This window comes from Catellatospora sp. KI3 (genome assembly GCF_029948125.1).
Lineage (GTDB): Bacteria > Actinomycetota > Actinomycetes > Mycobacteriales > Micromonosporaceae > Catellatospora.
Map to the genome: position 1 here is coordinate 1 of NZ_JASAMB010000019.1, position 21,907 is coordinate 21,907.

Genomic DNA, 21,907 nt, shown 5'->3' on the forward strand with positions numbered 1-21,907 from the left:
CTTCTAATTTTCTTCGTAATAGGCCAATGTCTATGAAAAGCGCAACAGTGCGACGTGGAACGCGGGTGTTGGCGGGGCAGGGTGCGGCGTGGTGGGCTAGCGTCTGGGGCATGCCTATTCGCACCGCATCAGCTCGCTGGCAGGGCAACCTCACCGAAGGGTCCGGCTCCATCGCGACCGGCAAGGGTGGCCTGCAGGCCAACTACTCGTTCAAGTCGCGTTTCGAGGAGGGCGAGGGGACCAACCCCGAGGAGCTCATCGCGGCGGCCCACGCGGGCTGCTTCTCGATGGCCTTCTCCAAGCAGCTCTCCGACGCCGGCCACGTGCCGACGGCCGTGGTCACCAACGCCAACGTCCACCTGGACAAGACCGACGCGGGCATGACCGTCACCCGCATCGACCTGGAGACGACCGGCAACGTGCCCGGCATCGACGAGGCGGAGTTCCTGAAGCTGGCCGAGGCCGCGAAGGCGGGCTGCCCGATCTCCCGGCTGCTGTCGCCGGGCGCCGAGATCACGCTCAAGGCGACGCTGGCCGCCTGATCCACCGATCGGCCCGGTCCGGGCTCCGCGGGAGCCGGCGGACCGGGCCGTTCCGCGTCCCAGGCTCCGCAGATCGGGACGGTTCCCGTCCTACGCGGGACGGCGGGCCACGGTGAGCAGGTGCGAGCTGGCGCCCCACAGGTGCGGCTCGCCCTCGACCTGCCGCATGAGCGCGAGCGCCTGCTCGGTACGGCCCGGCTCGGCGAGCACCTCGTCGAGCGCGGGCAGCATCCACAGCGGACCTTCGACGGCCGCCGACCGTACGAAGTCGAGCCCCGCCTCGGCCGCCTCGGCGGCGGGCTCGTCGGGGCGGTGGAAGTACGCGGTGGTGAACCAGTGCCGGTCGGTGCCCAGGTTGCGGTGCTCGCCGGTGGCCAGGGTGCGCTCCAGCATCCGGGCGAACACCTCGTCGGCCAGGTACCCGCGCGCGTAGCCGTCGAGCAGCGAGGCGAAGCGGCTGATGGTGGCCGCGGCGACCACACCGCCGGGGCGTACCGCGCGGGCGGCCCCGCGCCAGGCGGCGATCCGGTCGGCGCGCGCCACCAGGTGGTAGAGCGGCCCGAGCAGCAGCACCGCGTCGTAGGCCGCGTCCGGTTCGGTCAGGGCGCGGGCGTCGCCGACGGCGGCGGTCACCCCGGGCAGCGCGGCGGCCGCGGCGACGTGCTCCGGCATGGGGTCGACGACGTGTACGCGGTGGCCCTGGCTGGCCAGCGGTCCGGCGTAGACGCCGGTGGCCCCGCCTACGTCCAGGACGGCGAGCGGCCCGGCGGGCAGGGTGCGCTGGAGCAGGTCCCAGGTGCGCAGGAACTCCCAGCGCCCGGCGCCGTCGGACAGGCGGCCGCTTTCGCCGCCCTGCCGGTAGTAGTCCTCGATCTCGTACTGCATCCATCCGATGCTCGGCGCGGCCGGGCGGCCCGGCAACCGGTTTCAGGCGAGGCGGGCCCGGAGCAGCTCGATGTCGGCGAGGTCCTTGTCCCGGCGGGCGAGCGCCGGGTTCCACTCCGGGTAGCGCAGCTTGAGCTCGATCTGCGCCTGCGGGCTGATCACGGGGCAGGCCAGGTCGCCGATGCGGCCGGGTGGCCAGTCGAGCATCCCGTCGGGCCAGCGCGCCCCCGCGTAGGGCCCGGACGGCACCACGGGTCGGCCGTCGGCGTCCCGTCCGAGCAGCGCGAACCCGAGATCGAGCGGGCCGCGTACGAAGTCCCGCTGCGCGGGGCTGTCGCCGTACCCGGCGAAGCCCAGACCCGTGACGAACGCGCTCACCGAGTCGGCGTCGCCCTCCCAGCAGAACCAGTCGACATCCAGGTGCGGCCGGGTGACCTCCCCCAGGAAGAAGTCCGTCGCCCAGCCGCCGCGCAGCCACACGGGCACCCCGGCCCGGCCCGCCGTTCCGGCGATCTCAGCGATGACCGCGAGCTGAAGTGTCGTTCGCATCGCCGGGTCGAGGTCGCCGGCGGTGGCATCAGGCACTGATGCGCTCCTGACGCAGCTGAGGCAGGTACCGGGCAGCGGTCTCGAAGTCCGCGTCCTCGTGCAGCACGGTCAGCTTGAGCCGGATCGCCGTGGCGACGATGAGGTAGTCGGCGACCGACAGACCTTGATGGGCGCTGTGGGTCGCCAGTTCCCGCCGTACGACTGCGATCAGCGCCCAGGCGTCATCCGGCACGGGAACCCACGGATGGGCAGCCAGCAGGTTGTCCTCGATCCGCTGGTATGCCTTCGCGTCAGCGATGGTGAGCGTTTCCGCCAGGACCGGGTCGCAGACTGCCACCAGCCCCCGGTTGATCGACCCGTGCCACTTCTCGTCGACCTGGCGCCGGAGCACCCGCACCAGCGCACTGGTGTCGATGAGGTACTTCACCTGTCGAGGTCCGCGAGCCGGTCGAAGTCGAAACCGCCTTCGTCGGCGATCGCCTGCAGTTCCGCGAGCGCCTGTTCACGCCGTTCCCGGCTGGCTTCCACCGCGAGCCGCAGCGCGCTGTTCACCGTGTCCTTCTTGGTGTTCGTGCCCAGCGCGGCAGTCGCTTCCGCCAGCAGGTCCTCGTCGACGTCCACAAGTGTCTTCGCCATCGTCACCCCATCAAAGGCTTGGATATCCAATGTTATTGCGGATATCAAAGCCGGGGCAAGCTAGGCCGGGTCGAGGTAGGCGGCGGCGGCGCGGGCGGCGCGGGAGGGGTCGCCCGCGCGGATCGCCTCGACCAGGTCGCCGTGGTCGGTGTACCGGTCGTCGGTGAGGTGCTCGCCGAAGTACTGGCTGAGGCTGGCGCGCATGGCGGTGCCGAACGAGGCGTAGAGCTCGGCGAGCATCGCGTTGTGCGCGGCGGCCACGATCGCCATGTGCAGGTCGGCGTCGGCGGCGACGAAGGCGGCCGCGTCGCGGCCCGCCCAGCAGCGCTCGCGCTCGGCCAGCAGCTCGTCGAGCAGCTCCAGGTCGGCGGGGGTACGCCGCTGCGCCGCGAGCCGCGCCGCCTCGACCTCGAACGCCCGCCGGACCTCGACCGCCTCGGCCATCTCGGCGTCGGCCAGGCGCCGCGCCACCACCCCGGTGAGCTCGTGGGTGGCGGTGACGTACGTGCCGGAGCCCTGGCGGCACTCGAGCACTCCGGCGTGCACCAGGGCCCGGACCGCCTCGCGGACGGTGTTGCGGCCGACGCCCAGCGCGGCGGCCAGATCGGGCTCGGTGGGGATGCGGCTGCCCACCGGCCACTCACCCGAGCTGATCTGTGTACGCAGCTGCTCGATCACCTGTGGCACCAGCGTCTGGCGCGTCGGGGAGCGCAGTGTCATTGCTTACATCTCCAGCTCGAAATTCATCCCATGATTCTACGATCGGAAGTATGCCGCCGACCGCCGTCGAGGCCACACCTCGTTCCGTGCCGCAGATGATCGCACCTCGCGCCGCCCGGGTCACCATCGTGCCCTCGCGCGGCCGCACCGCCCTGGTCGCGGGCGCGGGCATCCTGCTGGTCGCGCTGAACCTGCGCGCCGCCATCACCAGCCTCGGCGCGCTGCTCGAAGAGGTCAGCGCCGGGCTCCACCTGTCGGCCACCGCCGCGGGCGCCGTCACCACGCTGCCCGCGCTGGTCTTCGCCGCGTTCGGGGCGCTCACCCCGCGCCTGGCCCGCCGCCTCTCGGCCGCGCAGCTGCTGGTCGGCTCGATGCTGCTGCTCGCCGCCGGGCAGCTGATCCGGGTGGTCACCGACTCGGCCACCGTCTTCCTGCTCAGCAGCGCGCTGGCGCTGGCGGGCATCGCGGTGGCCAACATCCTGCTCCCGGCCCTGGTCAAAGAGCACTTCCCGGACCGGGCGGGGCTGGTCACCGGCGTCTACACGATGACCCTGATCCTGGGCAGCACCCTGGCCGCCGCGGTGTCGGTGCCGATCGCGCACGCGCTGGGCGGCTGGCGCGCCGGCATGGGCGTCTGGGGCCTGCTCGCCCTGGCCGCCGCGCTGCCCTGGCTGGCCACCCGCCGCGGGGCGGCCGCCCGGGCGGCGGGCGCCGAGGACGGCGAGCCGCTGCGTCCCGGACGCACCCGGCTGGGCTGGGCGATGGCGGTCTACTTCGGCGCGCAGTCGCTCAGCGGGTACGCCACCATGGGCTGGCTGGCGCAGATGTTCCGCGACGCCGGGTTCAGCCCGGCCACGGCGGGGCTGCTGCTGGCGGCGGTGCCCGCCTTCGGGGTGCCGGTCGCGCTGCTGATGCCCGCCATCGCGGGCCGCCTGACCAACCTGCGCGGCCTGGTGCTGCTGATGTCCACCGCGATGATCGCCTCGTACGTCGGCCTGGCCCTGGCCCCGCACTCCGGCGCCCTGGCCTGGGTGGTCCTGCTCGCGTTCGGGCAGAGCGCGTTCCCGCTGGCGCTGGCGATGATCGGGATGCGGGCGCGCACGCAGCGGGGCGTGGTGGCCCTGTCGGCGTTCGCGCAGAGCACCGGCTACCTGATCGCCGCGCTGGGACCGCTGGTCGTCGGCGTGCTGTACGAGCTGACCGGCGGCTGGACCCTCCCGCTGGGCTTCCTGCTCGCCGCCGCCGTGGTGCAGGCCGTCGCCGGGATCGCCGCCGCCCGGCCGCGCCACCTGGAGGACGAGGCCTGTAACCGCGCTCACATCTGGCACGAACTCGCCCCTCGGCGTGGTTCGGTCCATCCGTGACCGCCGCGCAACCCGCTCCAGCACCGAACCGCATCACCCTGATCTTCGTCCTGGGCAGCATGTCCGCCTTCGGCGCGCTGTCGTTCGACATGTACCTGCCCGCGTTCCCCCGCATCGCCGCCGACCTGCGCGTCTCGGATGCCGCGGTGCAGACGACGCTCACCGTGGCGCTGATCGGCCTGGCACTGGGCCAGCTGGTCAGCGGGCCGCTGGCCGACCGCTGGGGCCGCCGCCGCCCCGCGCTGATCGGGGCGGCCGTGTTCACCGCGGCCAGCGCCCTGATCGCGCTCGCCCCGCAGATCGGACTGCTCACCGGCCTGCGCCTGGTCCAGGGCGTCGCCGGCGGCATGGGCATCACCGTCGCCCGCGCCGTGGTACGCGACCTGTTCCGCGGCGCCGAGGCGTCGCGCTTCTTCTCCCGGCTCACGCTGGTCTTCGGGGTAGCGCCGGTGGTCGCGCCCACCATCGGCGCGGCGGTGCTGCGGTTCACCAGCTGGCGCGGCGTGTTCTGGCTGCTCGCCGCGTACGGGCTGGTCATGGTCGGGGTGGTGGTCCGCTGGCTGCCCGAGACGTTGCCGGTGCAGCGGCGCCGCACCGGCGGGCTGGCCGAGATCGGCCGGGCCGTGCGGGTGCTGACCGGCGACCGGCGCTTCCTCGGCTACGTCCTCGGCCAGGGGCTGGCCTTCGCGGGGCTGTTCGCGTACCTGACCAGCGGCTCGTTCGTGCTGCAGGAGGGGTTCGGCATCTCCGCGGCGGGCTACGGGCTGATCTTCGGCATGAACTCGCTCGGGTTGGTGCTGGTGGGGCAGCTCAACGCCCGGCTGGTCGGCCGGCACGCCCCGCGTACGCTGCTGTTCGCCGCGCTGAGCGTGGTCGTGGTCGCCGCCGCCGTGATGCTGGGCGCCGCGGAGCTGGGCAGCGCGGCCGGGGTCGTGGCCTGCCTGTTCGCCTACATCGCGAGCCTGGGCATGCTCACCCCGAACGCGATCACGCTGGCCCTGGAGGACCACCCGCAGATGGCGGGCACCGCCTCGGCGGTGATGGGCGCGATGCAGTCGGGCACCGGGGCCCTGGCCGGGCCGATCATGGCGGTGTTGGGCGCGGCGGGCGGAGTGCCGATGGCGGTGACCATGCTGGGCTTCGCCTGTCTGTCGGCGGCGGCGCTGACCGTGCTCACCCGCCCCGGCCTGGCCGAGCCGGCCTGATCAAAGACGGAAAACGCTTGATCACCGGGTACCGACCAGGCAGCATGCAGCCGTGAGCACCATGGCGACCCTGCTGCGCGACCGCCGCTACCTGGCGTTCTGGGCCGGGCAGGTGACCAGTGTCGTCGGCAACTCGATCGGGCTCGTGGCCCTGCCCGCGCTGATCCTCCCCGCCCGGGGCCCGCAGGCGTTCGGGGTGATCCTGGCCGCCGAGGCGGCCGCCAGCGTGCTGCTGCTGCTCGCCGGGGGCGTCATCGCCGACCGGTACTCCCGCAGCCTGGTCATGGCCGTGTCGGACGTGGTCCGGGTGGTGGGCGTGCTCGGACTGATCGCGTTCGGCGCGCGCGGGCCGCTGTGGCTGCCGGTCGCGGCCGCCTGCCTGCTGGGCATCGGCGGCGCCCTGTACGAGCCCGCGCACCGCGCCGCGCTGCCCCAGCTGGTCGGCCCGGAGCTGCGCCAGCAGGCCAACGCGCTGGACTCCTCGACCAAGCGGGTCGGCGCGGCGATCGGCGCCCTGATCGGCGCGGGCCTGGTCACCCTGCTGAGCGCGCGCGGCGCGCTGGTGGTCGACGTGGCGACCTTCGCCGTCAGCCTGGCCACGCTGCTGTGGCTCAAGCTGCCGCGGGTGGCCGAGACGACGGCGGGCAGGGGCATGGGCGCGATGCTGGGCGAGGCGCGCGACGGCGTCCGCGAGGTACGCCGCCGCCCCTGGGCTCTGGTGGTCATGCTGCAGGGCACGGTCCAGGTGTTCTTCCTGTTCGCGCCCAACTACACCCTGGTGCCGATCGTCAGCCAGGAGCGCTTCGGCCCGGCCGCCTACGGCTGGCTGTCGGCCAGCGCCTCGGTGGGCATGGTGCTGGGCTCGGCGCTGGCCGGGCGCATCCGCACCCGCCGGGCGGGCGTATGGGCGATGAACGCCCTGCTGCCCTGCGCGCTGCTGCCCGTCTGCCTGGCGGTGCCGGTGCCGCTGTGGGCGTGGGCGGTGGCCGAGGTGCTGGCCTGGGCCGGCATCGGCGTGTTCGTGGTGCTGTGGTTCACCGCGCTGCAGACCGAGTTCCCGGCCGAGGTGCAGGGGCGGGTGTTCGCGCTGGAGTCGATCGGCAACTTCGCGCTGCAGCCGATCGCGATCGCGGTCGCGCCGCTGCTGGCGCTGACCATCGGGCTGCCCGTCTTCGCGCTGGTGGCGGTGGTGGTCCTGCTGGCCACCACGTACGGCGTGTTCGCGGTGCGCGGGGTGGCAGCCCTGCGCTCGCCCGGGGCGGACAAGTCCGAACTGGCCGCCGTGCGCTGAGCGGATGTTGCCGCGACTTGACATTTTCGTGACATCCGCGAGAATGGGAGCGCTTCCATAATAGGTCGTCGATAGATGCACCCGTATAGGCATACCCCCGGTGTGGGCCGGGGTTCCGGCGCGGCACGCACGCCGGAACCCCGCGTGGCAGGCCGGTGCGCGCCGTTCCCGCGACAGGTACGGGCGCGCGCCGGCCTGCCGGGTACCGGCCCGTCCGCTGCCGTAGCCTGCGATGGTGCCCAGCCCGACCAGCCGCCTGTACCGGCCGATGACCTCGCGCCAGCCGCACGAGCCGCACCGCGCGTCGACTCCGCTGGAACTCTTCTTCGACCTGTGCTTCGTGGTCGCGGTCGCCCAGGCGGCGGCACACCTGCACCACGACGTCACCGAGGGGCACATCGGGCACGGGGTGCTGGGCTACCTGACGGTCTTCTTCGCCGTCTGGTGGGCGTGGATGAACTTCACCTGGTTCGCCTCGGCCTACGACACCGACGACGTGCCGTACCGGCTGACCACGCTGGTCCAGATCGCGGGCGCGCTGACCCTGGCCGCGGGCGTGCCCAGCGCCTTCGACGACGGCAACTTCACGGTCATCACCGTCGGCTACGTGATCATGCGGATGGCCATGGTCGCCCAGTGGCTGCGCGTGTCCCGGCAGGACCCGCCGCGCCGGATGACCGCGCTGCGCTTCGCCGCGGGCATCACCGGAGTGCAGCTCGGCTGGGTCGCCCGGCTGGCGCTCCCCGACGACCTGCTGCTGCCCGCGTTCTTCGTACTGGTCCTGTGCGAACTGGCGGTGCCGCTGTGGGCCGAGCGCGCCGCGCCGACCCGGTGGCACCCGCACCACATCGCCGAACGGTACGGCCTGTTCACGCTGATCGTGCTGGGCGAGTCGGTGCTGGCCGCGACGCTGGCCATCGAGTCCGGGCTCGGCAGCGGGCACGACCCGCGCCTGGTCGGGCTGGCGCTGGCCGGGCTGGTGACCGTGTTCGCGATGTGGTGGCTCTACTTCGACCGGCCCGCCCATGACCTGATCACCTCCACCCGCGCGGGCTTCCGCTGGGGGTACGGCCACTACGCGATCCTGGCCTCGGCCGCCGCGGTCGGCGCCGGGCTGGCCGTGTCGGTCGACTACGACACCCACGCCAGCCACCTGTCCGGCCCGGTGGCCGGCTACGCCACCGCGGTCCCGGTCGCCGTGTACCTGCTCAGCGTCTGGCTGCTGCAGGTGCTCCCGCGCCGGGAGCGCCTGGTGGTCGCGGCGTACCCGGTGGCTGTCGCGCTGGTGCTGCTCGCGCCGCTGACGGGTGCGCCGGTGCACGTCATCGCGGCCGTACTGGCACTGCTGGTCGCCCTCGTCGTGGCCACCGGCCCCCGCACCCGGTAACCGCCCGCACCCGCACCCCGCACCGCGCACCCGCACCGCGTCGCGCCGCGTCGCGCCGCGTCGCGCAGTTTCGGGGAAACTGCGGGAATCTTGGCCGCCTTTCGAGCAGTTTCCCCGAAACTGCAGCCACGTCGCCGACGCTACGCGGCGGGGCGGGGCGGGTGCGGCGCGCGGGTGCGGGGTGGAGGGGGTGGGTGGAGGGGGTGGGTGGAGGGGGTTGGGTGGGGTCAGTGCGGGGACCAGGGGAAGGCGGGGGTGCGGCGTTCGTTGAAGGCGGCGATGCCCTCGGCGGCCTCGCCGCTGGTGCGCATCAGGTCGTGCCAGTCGGCCACCCAGCCGGGCTCGACGGTGCCGTGCACGCTCGCCTCGACGAACTCCTTCGCGGCGACCTGGGTCAGCAGTGAGCGCTCGGCCAGGCGCCCGGCGAACGCCGCCACCCGGGCGGCCAGGTCGGCGGCCGGGTGCAACTCGTCGATGAGGCCGATGCGCAGCGCCCGGTCGGCGCCGATCAGGTCGGCGGAGTAGAGCAGGTGCTTGGTGGCGGACGGGCCGATCAGGGCGACCAGCCGCGCCGTCGTCGAGGCGGGGTAGACGATGCCCAGCCGGGCCGGGGTCACCCCGAAGCGGGCGCCCTCGGCGGCGAAGCGCAGGTCGCAGGCGGCGGCGAGCTGGCAGCCACCGCCGACGCAGTCGCCCTCGATCGCGGCGAGCGTCGGTTTCGGGAACGCGGCGACGGCCTGCTCGGCGCGTACCGCCAGACTCTGCTCGCCCTCGGCGACCAGGCGGTCGACCTCGGTGATGTCGGCCCCGGCGCAGAAGGTGCCCCCGGCGCGGGTGAGCACCAGCACCCGTACCCCCGCGTCGGCGCGCAGCTCGTCGAGCAGCCGCGGCAGCGCGGCCCACATGTCGTTGGTCATGGCGTTGCGCCGGGCCGGGTTGACGATGGTCACCGTGGCCACCTGGCCGGTCAGGTCGAGGTCGAGCCGGGGCGTGTCGATGGCGGCCTCCTGGAAACGCACGGACTCGCGTCCACCGGCGGCGGGCCGGTGGACGCGAGTCTCTCAGAGCCGAACTGTCGTTCGGGAGGTGATCAGGAAGGAACCACCCCCCACGACAGCGTGCCGCCGACGTACGCGGTGACCTTGGTGGCGTCCGTGAACGCGGTGCCGGTGCCGTAGCTGTAGTCGTTGTTCTCGTTGAACGAGGACCAGTCGGCCTTGTTCAGCCGCAGCTGCATCTCACCCGTGTTGGCCCCGGCGGCGAGGCTGCCACCGGTGAAGCCGATCTCCAGGTACGCGTCCGCGCCGTTGACGGCGGTGGGCAGCGCGACCACGGCGGTGGTCAGGTTGCCGCAGCCGAGCTGGGCGTAGTCGCAGAACACGTTGATCGAGGTCGAGCCGTCGCGGGTGAAGTAGTAGCGCACCTTCACCGTGCTCAGGCTCAGCGCGCCACTGCCGGTGTTGACCACCTGCAGGCCGGGCCGGATCTCGCCGTCGGTGGCCGAGCCGCCGTTGTTCTTGTACTGCACCTTCAGGCTGCCCGGCGGGGTGGTGGACTGCGTCGTGGCGGTCACGGACGCCGAGGCGGCCGAGACGTTGCCAGCGGCGTCGCGTGCCCGCACCGAGTACGAGTACGTCGTCGCGGCACTCAGCCCCGAGTCGGTGTACGTCGTGCCGGTGACCGGGTTGGCGTTGACCTTCGTGGCGCCCCGGTAGACGTCGTAGCCGGTCACGGCCGTGTTGTCGGTGGAGGCGGTCCACGACAGCGACACGCTGGTCTGCGTGGTGCCGGTGACGGTCAGCCCGGTCGGCACGCTCGGTGCCTGGGTGTCGCCGCCGCCTGCGGTCGTGGTGCCGGTGACCGCGGCCGAGGCCGCCGACACGTTCCCGGCCGCGTCCAGCGCCTTGACCGTGTAGCCGTACGCGGTCGAGGCTGCGAGCCCCGAGTCGGTGTACGTGGTGCCCAGCACCGGGTTGGCGTTGACGCGCACCCCGGCCCGGTAGACGTCGTAGCCGGTGACGGCCACGTTGTCGGTGGAGGCGGTCCAGGACAGCGAGACGGTGCTGCTGGTGGTGCCGGTGACGGTCAGGCCGCCGGGGGTCGACGGGGCCTGGGTGTCGCTGGTGCCGCCGTACAGATCGGTCAGGTTGATACCGGTGGTGCTGCCCGCCCCGCCCAGCTTCACCTGGTGGTCGAGGCTCACGAACTTGCCGCCCGAGGCCCACAGCGAGGGCTTCAGCATGGTGTACTTCGCCTCGTCCCAGGTGGCCCAGTCGTCGAGCAGCAGGCCGCCGGTGTCACCGGAGTTGGGGTTGAGGCACCAGAAGGTGTGGTGCAGCCTGTTCTCGATGATCAGGTCGCGCAGCGCGTACATCCACTTGTCCTGGCCGGCGTCCATGCCCAGCCGGCCGCCCCACTCGCCGACCAGCAGCGGAGCCTTGTTCTGCTTGTGGATGTAGAGCCAGTTCGGGTCCCACACGTCGGCGGTCAGCGAGGCCTTGTCGAACGGCTTCTGGAACCACGGCTGGTTGAACACCAGCGGGCCGTAGTCGTGCGGCGAGTACACCAGCTGGTCCTGGTTGGCGCCCAGGTTGACCGGGTAGTTCGCGACGCCGCGCAGGTTGCCGCCCCACCAGTTGAAGTGGTAGTCGCCCTCGACGGTGGAGGACCAGTTGGTGCCGTTCTTCGGGAAGATCTCGATGCCCTCGCAGAGGATGAGGACGTTCGGGTTCTTCGCCAGGATCCGGTTGCCGGCCGTCTGGCAGGTGTTCTTGAAGTTGTCCTGGTCGGTCGAGTTGTCCCACTTGGCGCGGGGGCTCTCGTTGTGCTTGCCGTGCGGCTCGTTCTTGACGTCCATCGCCACGACGGTGTCGTTGTTCCTGTACCGTTCGGCGACCCACTCCCAGGCCTGGTAGAACAGCTCGGACGTGATCGCGCCCTTCCACCACACCGGGTAGATGTGGCCGGAGTTGTCCGCCTCGGCGCTGTGCACGTCGATCATGACCTTGATGCCGTACTGCTCGCACAGGCCCAGCCAGTAGTCCCACACCTGCAGCGTGGTCTTGCCGACCAGCTCCGGGTTGGCGAACGTGTTGACGCCGCTGGGCACCGCCGCCTGCCCGTTCTTCCACTCCAGCAGCAGCTGGGTGGAGATCGGCACGCGCACGATGTTGATGCCGCGCTGCGCCATCGACCTCGTGATCTGGGTGATGTTGCCCGACCACAGGCCGTGGAACACCTTCTCCGTGGCGTTGAAGCCGAACCAGTTGGTGCCGGTCAGCCAGACCTGGTTGCCGTTCTCGTCGACGATCTTGTTGCCGACGGTGTGCAGCCAGTCCTTGCCCGTGCCGGTGGTCGTGCCGGTCGTGGTCACGCTCAGCGCCGCCGAGGCCGCCGAGGTGTTCCCGGCCGCGTCGCGGGCCTTCACCGTGTACGAGTACGCCGTCGACGCCGTCAGCCCCGAGTCGGTGTACGTCGTCCCGGCGACCGGACTCGCGTTGACCCTGGCGCTGCCCCGGTAGACGTCGTAGCCGGTGACGGCGACGTTGTCGGTCGAGGCGTCCCAGGCCAGCGACACGCTCGTCGCCGAGACGGAGCCGGTGCGCAGGTTGGCCGGGGCGCTGGGCGCGGTGGTGTCGCCGCCACCGGCCGTGGTCGTGCCGGTGACGCTGCTCGAAGCCGCCGAGGTGTTGCCGGCCGCGTCGACCGCCCGCACGGTGTAGGTGTACGCCGTCGAGGCGGTGAGGCCCGAGTCGGTGTAGGTCGTGCCGGTCACCGGCGAGCCGTTGACCTTGGTCGTGCCCCGGAACACGTTGTAGCCGGCCACGCCCACGTTGTCGGTGGAGGCGGTCCACGACAGCGAGACGCTGCTCGCGTTCGTGCCGGTGACGGTCAGGCCGGTCGGGGTCGACGGAGCCTGGGTGTCGTCGACCGGGGCGGTCGGCACCGGCGGGTTGGCGTTGGCGACCAGCATCGCGAACTGGTCGTGGAACCAGTGCCCGGCCAGCGGGGCGTTGGGCAGCGCGTTGGTCTTGTTGCCGCCCGCGTTGGGCGCGGTGTAGTCCGGGTTGCACATCGGGTCGGCGAGCTTGCCCTCGTCGTTCGGGATGGTGGAGCTCGACCCGTCCGACTCGCCCGGCGGCTTGATCCAGACGTAGGCGTCCAGGTGCGAGGCGGTGTACCCGCTCGGCGAGGCCTGCGGCGGCGCGCCCAGACCGGCCCCGGCGGTGTTGCACCACAGGCCGCGGTGCGTGCGCCGGTCCACCTTCGACTCGGTGACGTACGTGTTCAGCGAGGTGCTGGTGCTGGCCGCGGTCGGCCGACCGGCGCCGCCCCAGCCGTTGCGGGAGGTGTCGACCAGCATGCCGATGCCCGTCGGCCAGCCCGCGGCCGTGAACGCCGTGTACAGCGCCGCGGTGAAGTCGGACTCGTCGAACTGCGGGTTCCACTCGTAGTAGGTGCCGCTCTTGATCGGCTGGCCGCCGACGCTGAGCGCCGGGTCGGGCAGGAACGGCTCGGCCGTCGGCGTGTAGTTCGACACGTTGGTGACGAAGCCGTCGACGCTGGCCAGACCGGCCGTGGTGCCCTGGGCCACCTGCGTGAACAGCTGCACCGTGCCGGACAGGTTGTTGTCCCAGCCCAGCCAGCCCGAGTGGGCGATGTCCATGTACGTGTACACGTTGGTGATCGCGTGCAGCTTGTTCAGCGCGTACTGCGCCGCCTGCACCTGGATGCCGCTGCTCTTGGCCTGCTGGCACTCCGGGTCGCTGGCCACGTTGGTGACCAGGTTGGGCAGCCCGTCCGGCTCGATGATCGCGATGATCCGCACGTTGGAGTACGCCGGCTTGGCGAACTCGGCTGCGATCGCGTCGATGTACTCGGTCTTGTACCGGGCCAGTCCCGCCGCCGTGAGCGGCAGCTCGCCGTTGGAGGCCAGCGCGGCGCAGTCGCGGCCGGGCAGGTCGTAGATGACGAACGTGGCCGTGATCGGCCCGCTGCCCTTCTGCGCCACCGCGAGGTTCAGGTGGTCGGCCAGGCTCTTGCGCCCGGCGTTGGCGGTGCCGCCGTGGATGGCGGCGATCCGGTCGAGCCACACCGCGGTGGGGTACGACTTCACCGTCTGCATCTTCGCCTTGAGCGTGGCGTCGGCGGTCTGCGCGATGGAGCCGTCGACCAGCGTGGCGTAGTCGGGGTTGACGTAGGTGGTGGCCCCGGCGAAGGGGTTGTCCAGGTGCGCCTCGGCCGCGCTGGCGGAGGTGGCCACCGAGAGCGCCACCGCCGCCGCGGTCGTCAGCGCGAGCGCGGCGGCGCCCAGGCGCCACCCGGCCCGTCTTGTCCTGCGTTGCATCGTCGACCTTCCGGAAGGAGCGGGAATTGATGTTGGGAGCGCTCCCAATCTGCCCACGAGTCTGCCCTCCTCGTTCACCGCGTCAGGTGCGGGCGACACTGCGGCAACGGTCCGCATCGGGCGATGCGAACCGACCCGAGTGGACGGCCGGCAGGCCGTTCACCTCGGGAGCGCTCCCGTGGCGGTGAGCCTAGGATCCGATTTCGACGGTTGGCAATGAACCCGCAATCGTTGGCATGAATGTCCCCGGACAGGCGGGACAACCGCATTCGGATGTCCCGCGAGACCGGGATTCGAGTCCCCCGCGTGACGCCGTGGTGCCCGTCCCGTCACGCAACTGCTGGCCGGTGCGGCTTCGCCGCCGCTACCGTGGGCGCATGGACGAGGGCATCACCGTGCTGGTCGCCGACGACAACAGCGTCGTACGGGCGGTGCTGCGGGAGATGCTGCACGAGCAGGGGCCGCTCAGCGTGGTCGGCGAGGCCGGCGACGGGCTCCGCGCGCTGGAGCTGGCCGCCACCCTGCGCCCCACGGTCACCCTGCTCGACCACCGGATGCCGCAGCGCGACGGGCTCTCCGTGGTCGCCTCGATCAGCGCGCACAGCCGGGTGCTGATGCTGACCCGCACCGTCGAGGAGGAGGTCGTGCTGGCCGCGGTGCGGTTCGGGGCGGCGGGCTACCTGGTGCACGGCCAGTTCGGCCCGGCCGAGCTGCGCCAGGCCATCCACGCGGTCGCCGGCGGCGAGTCGCACCTGTCCCCCACCGCCGCCTCCGTGCTGGTCAGCAGCGTACGCCGGGCCGCCCGCGAGCAGCCCCGCCCCGACCGGCACGGCCTGTCCCGCCGCGAACGCGAGGTGATGGACCTGATCGCCGGCGGCCTGTCCAACGCCGCCATCGCCACCCGCCTGGTCCTAGCCACCAAGACGGTCGAGAACCACGTCAACCGCATCTTCGCCAAGCTCGGCGCCCACACCCGCGCCCAGGCCGTCACCACCTGGCGCAACCCCCGCCGCCACCCCCGCTGACCCCGTCCCGCCCTGTCCCGCTCCGCTCCGACCCGGGCCGGGCCGACGTCAAGGTCATCCGAGCTGCCGGGCAGGTGGGCGTATCTTGGGACGGCAATCGCCCGATCGCCCGGCAACTTGAGCGATCTTGATCCGCCCCGACCGCCCGCGCCGGACTGACTGGCCGGAACGCGGGTGGGCGGGCGGCACCCTAGTTTCGGCCGGGCGCACCCAAGGGGTGTTGGGTGCGCGCAACGGCGCCCGACTGCCCGGCGACGGGGACGGAGTTCCCGTCGGGCACCCTGCCGCCGCACCCGGCACCGTAGCCGGGGCATTACCCGCGTGATGTGCTCGCGCCATCGAGCACGGCGGGCCGGGGCTCCCTCAAGATCCGGAATCGTGGACGCTGGATGCTGTCCTGGCGACGTCCAGCGTCCACGATTCCGGATCAAGGCGGGGCCGCGGCTCGCCGGTCCGCCAGCGCGCCGCACCCGGTCCCGCTGTCGTGGGTGACCGCGACCGTCCGGGCAGGCGCGGCCGTACCGACACGACGAGGTGACAGGTGTCCGGGTGGGAGGGGCGCGCGCCGCGCCCGGCTGTCCTCGCGCAGCCGGGCGCACCCACCGCGCCGCGCATGCTGGTGATCAGCGCCAGGCCGCAGGAGTTCGCCGCGGTCGTCGGCTCGGCCGCGACCGTGGTCGCCCTGCCCGAGCAGTCAGAACGCGTCGGGGCCGGGTACCCCGCGGCCGACCTGGTGCTGCTGCACAGCGCCGAGCCGCTGTGGGAGCTGGCCGCGCTCTCGCCGCTGGTGTCCCGGGTGCCGTGCCTGCTCATCGCGAGCACGTCCCACGTCGACGCGGTCGCCTGGCTGCGGGCGGGCGCGTGCAGCGTGCTCGTCGAGGGCCAGTTCACCCGCTGGGAGCTGCTCGACGCCGTCCACGCTACCGCGCACGGCCAGAGCCGCCTGTCGCCGGGCGCCGTGGCCGCGGTCGTCGGCCACCTGCGCCGCCCCGGGCCGGACCCCGTCCCGGATCGGCCGGAGCTGACCCGGCGGGAGCGTGAGGTCATCCGGCTGCTGGTCGGCGGCGACTCCAACACCCAGATCGCGGCCGCGCTGGGGCTGGCCGAGAAGACGGTCCGCAACCAGGTCAGCCGGGTCTACCGCAAGCTGGGCGTACGCAACCGGGCCCAGGCCACCGGAGTCTGGCTGGCGGGTCGGCCGGTCAGGCCGCGCACCGCACCCCGTTGAGGGTGAACGCGGGCGGCGCCGGATTGGCGCCCGACCAGGTGCCCTGCACGCCGAACGTGACCGTCTCGCCCGGGGCCAGCACCGGATGGTTGCCGCCGTCGTTGGCGGTGATCCGCTCGCCGCTCTGACTCACCGTCGCCGACCAGCCGCTGGTCAGCCGCTGCCCGGCGGTGAACGAGAACAGCACGGTCCAGCCGTCGAAAGTGGTGGCGCCGGTGTTGGTGACGGTGACGTCGGCGATGAACCCCGGATTCCACTCGTTGCGCTTGCTGTAGCGGACGCGGCAGGCGCCCGCCGTCGGCGGTTCGGCCGCCGCGGACGGGCCGCGCCCCGCCGACGCGCTCGGCCGCGGCACAGCACCGGTCGTGGGGCGCGCGGAGGCCCCGACCGCCGGGGTACGGGTGCCCGTCGCGGACGGCGGCGGCTCCGGAGCCGCCGCCCCGGTCGGGGTCGGGGTGGGGGTCGGCGCAGCGACCGCCGGCAGGGGCGCCTCCCGCTCGGCCAGCGCGACCGTCGACGCGGCCGCCAGCAGCGCGACCGCCGCCAGCGCGGCCACGCGTACCGGGCGGGACATGCCCGCCACCAGGGGCGGCAGTCGCGGCGGCTGGGCCGGCATCCGGGCGCTGACCAGGGTGCCGCCCCCGGTTGCCGCGGTCACCTCGAGACGTCCGCCGCCGCCCGCGGCCCGCTCGGCCATGCCGACCAGGCCGTAGCGTCCCGCCGACGGGTCGGTGATCCCGGTGCCGTCGTCGGCCACCGCCAGCAGCACGTCGGAGCCGTCGCGGCCGAGCCGGACCACCACCCGGCCGGCCCCGGCGTGCCGGGCGGTGTTGCGCAGCGCCTCACGCAGGATCCAGCACAGGTCGACGGCCGTCTGCGGATCGGCGTCGACCGGCGCCAGGTCCAGTTCCAGCGCGATGCCGGTCTCGGCGGACCACTGGCCCGCGATCGCCCGGACCACCTCGGGCAGGGGCGCGTCGGCGGGGTGCGCGCGCAGGCCGTCGATGATGGCGCGGGCATCGCGGGCCGCGTTCAGCGTGCCGTCGCGCAGCACCTCGGCCAGCCGGGTGGCCCGGTCGGGTTCGGCCAGCGTCTGCGGCAGCGCCGCCGCCCCGAGCGCGATCGCGTCCAGCGTCTTGCTGAGCGAGTCGTGCATCTCTCGGGCGACCCGGGCCCGCTCCGCCGCCACCGCCTCGGCGCGCGCGTCGAGCCGGTCGCGGGCTACCCGGGCCCGCGCGCCGCGCCACAGCAGCGCCGCCGCGGCGGTCGCCGCCGCCGCGACCGGCATGCCGACCAGCACGACCGGGTCGGGCGCCGTCGCGGCGACCACGGCTGTGCCGAGCAGCGCCAGGACGACGCCCCGCAGCGGGTACGCGGCACCGCCGAGCGCCGCCGCGCCGACCGCCACCGCTGCCGCCGCCGTGCCGCCGACCACCCCGACCGCCGTCACCGCGAGGGCCGTATCGGCGACGACCAGCACCGCCGGCAGCATCCCGGCGCGGGGCAGCCGCAGGCAGAGGGCGGCGAGCAGGCCGGTGAGGGTGCCGGGGATGAGCCAGGCGAGGCCGTCGGGTGGCCATACCAGGAGAAGACCGGTGGTCAGCGCGGCCGCGCGCGCCGCGGCGAGCGTGACGGCCAGCCAGGACGCGGGCTCACCGCGACCGACCCAGCGGCGTGCCATGAACCCTCCCCAGCCGTCCCGTCGGCTCGTGGAGTTTAGACGGACGTGGCGCGCGGCGGCTGCGCCCGCATGCCAGAATGCGCGCCATGACAACGGAGTCACCGAAGGTCGTCTCGATCGCCTGGGGCATCGTGGAGGTCGCGGGCGTGGGCCGCTTCCGCGACGTGATGCTGTACCCGGGCGGAGCGCGCGAGTGGGACTGGGGCGCCACCGGCACCCACCACTTCCCCGGCGTGCAGCCCGCCGACGTGGCGGACCTGGTCAGCGCCGGAGCCACCGTGATCGTGCTGTCCCGGGGCATGGACCTGCGCCTGCATGTGATGCCCGAGACGGAGCGGGCGCTGCTGGACCAGGGCGTCGAGGTCCACATCGTGCAGACCGAGGAGGCGGTGCGCCGCTACAACGACCTGGCCGCCGCGGGCACCCCGGTCGGCGCCCTCATCCACTCCACCTGCTGACGGATGAAGAGGAGCCGGGTGGGCGCGGGGAACGCGCCCACCCGGCTCTCGCGGGGGTCAGAGCGGGCGGATGTTGGCCGCCTGCGGGCCCTTCTGCCCCTGGGTGATCTCGAACTCGACCCGCTGGTTCTCATCCAGGCTGCGGTAGCCGCTGGACTGGATGGCGGAGAAGTGGGCGAACACGTCCGCGCCCCCGCCGTCAGGGGTGATGAAGCCGAAGCCCTTTTCCGCGTTGAACCATTTCACGGTGCCGACAGCCATGTCTGATACTCCTTGTTGAGGCTGCTTGTTTCGCCTTCGCCTGCCCGCAGCGCAGACGGCGCCCGGGTCGGTTTCCCCGCGGGCGCTCGGTCGGGTATACGGGAGGTGATGGCTATAACGGGGCGAATGTAACACGAATCCGCAACCCTGTGGGGAAAGCGTGCCACGTGTCGAAAATCGCGGCCCCACCGGGTGACAGTACCCGGCCGGACCCGGCGCCCGCACCAGCGGCCTGAACTGGCCGATCGCGCGGGCGCGGCGGGCGGGGTCCCGCCGCGCCGCGCCCGGGCGCGAAAATCGGGATCAGGGCGCGTCGGCGAGCGTCGGCTCGGCGGGGACGTCGACGGTACGGCGGGGGCCGGTGAACCACTTTCGGGCCGACAGCACCCACCACAGCCCGATCAGCGCCATCACGCTGCCGACCGCGATCGGCGCGTAGTTGACCGCGGCCCAGTCGAAGCCGTCGCTGAACGGCACGCCCGCCGGCACCGTCGGCAGGATGAAGTAGACCGAGATCACAATGATCTCGACGGCGGCGATCCAGCCGAGCACCTTGTAGCGCCGCCCGAGGGTCCACGGGCCGGGGACGAAGCGGTCGCCGGCCCGCAGGCGCAGCACGATCGGGATGAGGAAGGCCAGGTAGAGGCCGATCACGGCGACGGAGACGACGGCGTAGAAGGCGATCGGGACGCCGTCCTTCTGGTACAGCGCGGGCAGGGTCAGCAGCATGCCCGCCACGCACCCGGCCACGACCGCCCAGACGGGGGTGCCGTTGCGGTCCAGCCGGGTCCACAGCCGCCACCCGGGCACCGCCCCGTCGCGACTGAACGCGTACGTCATCCGGCTCATCGACGTGACGCAGCTCATGCCGCAGAAGAACTGGCCGACCGTCGAGATGATGATGACGGCCTTGAAGTACCCGGCCGACAGCGCCCCCTGCAGCAGCGACCCGACGAACCCGTAGTCCTCGGTCAGCTCGGCCGGGTTCTGCACCGCGAACAGGAAAGCCAGCAGCAGGATCCAGCCGCCGACGGCCGAGTAGAAGATGGAGCGCCACAGCGCCTTGGCCGCGTTCAGGGCGGCGCCCTTGGTCTCCTCGGCCACGTGCGCGCAGGCGTCGAACCCGGTGATGGTGTACTGCGTGAGCAGGCCGCCCAGGGGCAGCACGTACAGCCAGAAGCCCAGGCCGGAGGAGTTGTCGGCGAACAGCCCGTTGGCGTTGACCGTGTCGGTGAAGACGAACGAGGCGCTCTGGTGCCTGCTCGGCACCGCGATCAGGATGGCGACGACCGCCACCACGCCGACGACGTGCCACCACACCGAGACGTTCTGGAGCAGGTCGATGATCCGCGCGCCGAAGATGTTGATCAGGGCGTGCAGCACCAGGATCACCACGAACAGCCCGAAGGCCTGGTGGAAGGTGCCCGCCCAGCCGTCGACCGTGTTGGCCAGCACCAGGTTCAGGAACGTCGCGCAGCCGTAGTCGACCGACGCTGTCACCGCGACCAGGCCGATCAGGTTGAACCAGCCGGTGAACCAGCCGTGCACCGGCCTGCCCAGGGTGGCGGCCCACCAGTAGATGCCGCCGGCGGTCGGGTACGCCGAGACCAGCTCGGCCAGGCACAGCCCGATGACCAGGATGAACGCCGAGATGATGGGCCAGCCCCAGGAGATGGCGATGGGGCCGCCGTTCATCCAGGCCTGGCCGAAGGTGGTGAAGCACCCGGCCAGGATCGAGATGATCGAGAACGAGATGGCGAAGTTGGAGAACCCGCTCCAACCCCGGTGCAGCTCCTGCTTGTAGCCGAGCTCCGCCAACCGGGCGGAATCGGCGTCGACGGTGGACGGCGCGGGCTCGGTCATGGCGGCTCCCTGGCTGGTCAGCGCGGCTGAGCGTTGCGCAGAGTCTTCGCCTGCCAGTGATACATGGCAATACCCCGTTGAGACGCTTCCGCCTTCGCGCGCCGGGTGCTAGGCCCGGCCGCCTCAGCCGCCGGTCGACGGGCTGGGCGCGGGCAGGCCCGGGATGCCCTGTTCGGGCAGGCCGTAGCCGGCGTACAGGCGGTAGACGACGGCCACCAGGACCATGGTGATCGCGAAGGTCAGGAACCAGCCGAGCGCCGCGGCGGTCTTCGGGTAGCGCTGGCCCAGCCGGGTGCGGTCGGCCCAGCGCCAGTACACCCCGGCCACCGCGCGCCACCAGCGCAGACCGCGGAACCAGCGCGAGACGCGCCAGCGCAGGGTGGTGCGGGTCGGCGCGCCGGGGTTGCGCATCCACTCGGGGAGTTCGCTCTGCGGGGCTGTCATACCGCGCATTGTGCGATACGGGCACCGGTTCACGCTGCCCTGTTTCCGGCGGGCCGGCGCCCGGCCGCAGAGCAGATTGTGGGTACATATCCGGCCTGTCATCACATACCGGGCGCCCGGTTCTGCTTACCTGGATTACCGGCTCATCCCGAGCCGCCGAGCAGGAGGGCGCCCATGCCGCTGATCCGCGCCGCGCTGGTCCAGACCGGCTGGACCGGCGACAAGGAATCCATGATCCAGGCGCACGAGGAGTACGCGCGCCAGGCCGCCGCCCAGGGCGCCCAGGTCATCTGCTTCCAGGAGCTGTTCTACGGCCCCTACTTCTGCCAGGTGCAGGACCCGCAGTTCTACGCCTACGCCGAGGCGGTCCCCGGCCCGACGGTCGAGCGGTTCCAGGAGCTGGCCCGGCAGCTGCGGCTGGTCGTCATCCTGCCGGTGTACGAGCAGGAGCAGCCCGGCGTCCTCTACAACACCGCCGCCGTCATCGACGCCGACGGCCGCTACCTCGGCAAGTACCGCAAGACGCACATCCCGCAGCTCAAGGGCTTCTGGGAGAAGTTCTACTTCCGCCCCGGCAACCTCGGCTACCCGGTGTTCGACACCGCCGTCGGCCGGGTCGGCGTCTACATCTGCTACGACCGGCACTTCCCGGAGGGCTGGCGGGCGCTCGGGCTGGCCGGGGCGCAGCTGGTGTTCAACCCGTCGGCGACCAGCCGGGGGCTCTCGTCGTACCTGTGGCAGCTGGAGCAGCCCGCCGCGGCGGTGGCCAACGAGTACTTCATCGGCGCGATCAACCGGGTCGGCGTCGAGGAGTACGGCGACAACGACTTCTACGGCACCTCGTACTTCGTCGACCCGCAGGGGCAGCTGGTCGGCGCGGCCGCCGACGGGCACGCGCCCGAGCTGGTGGTGCGCGACCTGGACCTGGACCTGCTCGCCGAGGTGCGCGACCGGTGGCAGTTCTACCGCGACCGGCGCCCCGACGCCTACGACCCGCTCACCCAGGCGTAGGGGGCCGGTC

General features: G+C 72.6%; 20 protein-coding genes and 2 pseudogenes. 9 read left to right on the top strand and 13 right to left on the bottom strand.

Translation table 11 applies throughout. The annotated features are described in order from the left end of the window. Window positions 1–110: 110 nt before the first annotated feature. On the top strand, window positions 111–542 hold the full coding sequence (locus tag QEZ54_RS26275) for an OsmC family protein (protein ID WP_281307395.1): 432 nt from the start codon (window positions 111–113) through the stop codon (window positions 540–542). A gap of 90 nt (window positions 543–632) precedes the next feature. On the opposite strand, the gene QEZ54_RS26280 is transcribed toward QEZ54_RS26275, so the two are convergent. Genes QEZ54_RS26280 through QEZ54_RS26300 form a run of 5 tightly spaced genes read right to left on the bottom strand, consistent with a single transcriptional unit; the run spans window position 633 to window position 3,332 of the window. Then, the gene (locus QEZ54_RS26280; protein ID WP_281307396.1) at window positions 633–1,427 is read right to left on the bottom strand and encodes a class I SAM-dependent methyltransferase; all 795 of its coding nucleotides are present in this window, start codon (window positions 1,425–1,427) and stop codon (window positions 633–635) included. 42 nt (window positions 1,428–1,469) lie between these two features. Beyond that, entirely contained in the window at window positions 1,470–2,012 is a 543-nt protein-coding gene (locus QEZ54_RS26285; RefSeq protein ID WP_281307397.1) for an aminoglycoside adenylyltransferase, read from the bottom strand. After that, window positions 2,005–2,403: a PIN domain-containing protein gene (locus QEZ54_RS26290; protein ID WP_281307398.1), complete on the bottom strand. Its 399-nt coding sequence runs from the start codon at window positions 2,401–2,403 to the stop codon at window positions 2,005–2,007. Before QEZ54_RS26290 ends, QEZ54_RS26285 begins: the two co-directional genes overlap by 8 nt. After that, a complete protein-coding gene (locus QEZ54_RS26295; protein WP_281307399.1) occupies window positions 2,400–2,612 on the bottom strand; it encodes a type II toxin-antitoxin system VapB family antitoxin in 213 nt (70 codons plus the stop codon). Before QEZ54_RS26295 ends, QEZ54_RS26290 begins: the two co-directional genes overlap by 4 nt. Before the next feature lie 60 nt (window positions 2,613–2,672). Next, the gene (locus QEZ54_RS26300) at window positions 2,673–3,332 is read right to left on the bottom strand and encodes an FCD domain-containing protein (RefSeq protein WP_281307400.1); all 660 of its coding nucleotides are present in this window, start codon (window positions 3,330–3,332) and stop codon (window positions 2,673–2,675) included. Window positions 3,333–3,427: 95 nt separating this feature from the next. Between QEZ54_RS26300 and QEZ54_RS26305 the strand changes: the two genes are divergently transcribed. From QEZ54_RS26305 to QEZ54_RS26320, 4 genes are all read left to right on the top strand, one after another. Next, entirely contained in the window at window positions 3,428–4,696 is a 1,269-nt protein-coding gene (locus tag QEZ54_RS26305; protein WP_281307401.1) for an MFS transporter, read from the top strand. After that, entirely contained in the window at window positions 4,693–5,901 is a 1,209-nt protein-coding gene (locus QEZ54_RS26310; RefSeq protein WP_281307402.1) for a Bcr/CflA family multidrug efflux MFS transporter, read from the top strand. Before QEZ54_RS26305 ends, QEZ54_RS26310 begins: the two co-directional genes overlap by 4 nt. A 61-nt stretch (window positions 5,902–5,962) precedes the next feature. Further along, complete coding sequence (locus tag QEZ54_RS26315) at window positions 5,963–7,192, top strand: MFS transporter (RefSeq protein ID WP_281307555.1); 1,230 nt, start codon at window positions 5,963–5,965, stop codon at window positions 7,190–7,192. 232 nt (window positions 7,193–7,424) lie between these two features. Continuing rightward, a complete protein-coding gene (locus tag QEZ54_RS26320) occupies window positions 7,425–8,579 on the top strand; it encodes a low temperature requirement protein A (RefSeq protein ID WP_281307403.1) in 1,155 nt (384 codons plus the stop codon). A gap of 227 nt (window positions 8,580–8,806) precedes the next feature. Here the strand turns inward: QEZ54_RS26320 and QEZ54_RS26325 are convergent, their stop codons facing one another. The 4 genes and pseudogenes from QEZ54_RS26325 to QEZ54_RS26340 all read right to left on the bottom strand — a co-directional run. Continuing rightward, on the bottom strand, window positions 8,807–9,598 hold the full coding sequence (locus QEZ54_RS26325) for an enoyl-CoA hydratase/isomerase family protein (protein ID WP_281307404.1): 792 nt from the start codon (window positions 9,596–9,598) through the stop codon (window positions 8,807–8,809). Between the two features lie 71 nt (window positions 9,599–9,669). After that, window positions 9,670–10,200 carry a cellulose binding domain-containing protein gene (locus tag QEZ54_RS26330; protein ID WP_281307556.1) on the bottom strand — a complete coding sequence of 177 codons (531 nt, stop codon included), beginning with the start codon at window positions 10,198–10,200 and terminating at the stop codon, window positions 9,670–9,672. Then, a pseudogene (locus tag QEZ54_RS26335) lies at window positions 10,177–12,294 on the bottom strand (cellulase family glycosylhydrolase); the annotation flags it as partial. The gene QEZ54_RS26330 and the pseudogene QEZ54_RS26335, both read right to left, overlap by 24 nt. After that, window positions 12,280–14,043 (bottom strand): annotated as a pseudogene (locus QEZ54_RS26340) (glycoside hydrolase family 6 protein); the annotation flags it as partial. The pseudogenes QEZ54_RS26340 and QEZ54_RS26335, both read right to left, overlap by 15 nt. A gap of 260 nt (window positions 14,044–14,303) precedes the next feature. Here QEZ54_RS26340 and QEZ54_RS26345 point away from each other — a divergent pair. Both QEZ54_RS26345 and QEZ54_RS26350 read left to right on the top strand, forming a co-directional pair. Continuing rightward, entirely contained in the window at window positions 14,304–14,951 is a 648-nt protein-coding gene (locus tag QEZ54_RS26345; protein ID WP_281307405.1) for a response regulator transcription factor, read from the top strand. Between the two features lie 541 nt (window positions 14,952–15,492). Beyond that, on the top strand, window positions 15,493–16,179 hold the full coding sequence (locus QEZ54_RS26350) for a response regulator transcription factor (RefSeq protein ID WP_281307406.1): 687 nt from the start codon (window positions 15,493–15,495) through the stop codon (window positions 16,177–16,179). On the opposite strand, the gene QEZ54_RS26355 is transcribed toward QEZ54_RS26350, so the two are convergent. Then, complete coding sequence (locus QEZ54_RS26355; RefSeq protein ID WP_281307407.1) at window positions 16,154–17,860, bottom strand: cellulose binding domain-containing protein; 1,707 nt, start codon at window positions 17,858–17,860, stop codon at window positions 16,154–16,156. The two genes, QEZ54_RS26350 and QEZ54_RS26355, sit on opposite strands and share 26 nt — an antisense overlap. An 86-nt stretch (window positions 17,861–17,946) precedes the next feature. Here QEZ54_RS26355 and QEZ54_RS26360 point away from each other — a divergent pair, with 86 nt between their 5' ends. Beyond that, window positions 17,947–18,318 carry an Mth938-like domain-containing protein gene (locus QEZ54_RS26360; RefSeq protein ID WP_281307408.1) on the top strand — a complete coding sequence of 124 codons (372 nt, stop codon included), beginning with the start codon at window positions 17,947–17,949 and terminating at the stop codon, window positions 18,316–18,318. Window positions 18,319–18,375: 57 nt separating this feature from the next. Here QEZ54_RS26360 and QEZ54_RS26365 read toward each other — a convergent pair whose 3' ends face one another. The 3 genes from QEZ54_RS26365 to QEZ54_RS26375 form a co-directional block, all read right to left on the bottom strand. After that, on the bottom strand, window positions 18,376–18,579 hold the full coding sequence (locus QEZ54_RS26365; RefSeq protein ID WP_217398745.1) for a cold-shock protein: 204 nt from the start codon (window positions 18,577–18,579) through the stop codon (window positions 18,376–18,378). A 303-nt stretch (window positions 18,580–18,882) separates the two neighbouring features. Next, window positions 18,883–20,442, bottom strand: a complete 1,560-nt coding sequence (locus tag QEZ54_RS26370) for an amino acid permease (protein ID WP_281307409.1) — start codon at window positions 20,440–20,442, stop codon at window positions 18,883–18,885. A 123-nt stretch (window positions 20,443–20,565) separates the two neighbouring features. After that, complete coding sequence (locus QEZ54_RS26375) at window positions 20,566–20,886, bottom strand: hypothetical protein (RefSeq protein WP_281307410.1); 321 nt, start codon at window positions 20,884–20,886, stop codon at window positions 20,566–20,568. A 174-nt stretch (window positions 20,887–21,060) separates the two neighbouring features. On the opposite strand from QEZ54_RS26375, the gene QEZ54_RS26380 reads away from it, so the two are divergent. Further along, the gene (locus QEZ54_RS26380; RefSeq protein ID WP_281307411.1) at window positions 21,061–21,897 is read left to right on the top strand and encodes a nitrilase-related carbon-nitrogen hydrolase; all 837 of its coding nucleotides are present in this window, start codon (window positions 21,061–21,063) and stop codon (window positions 21,895–21,897) included. Window positions 21,898–21,907: the final 10 nt, after the last annotated feature.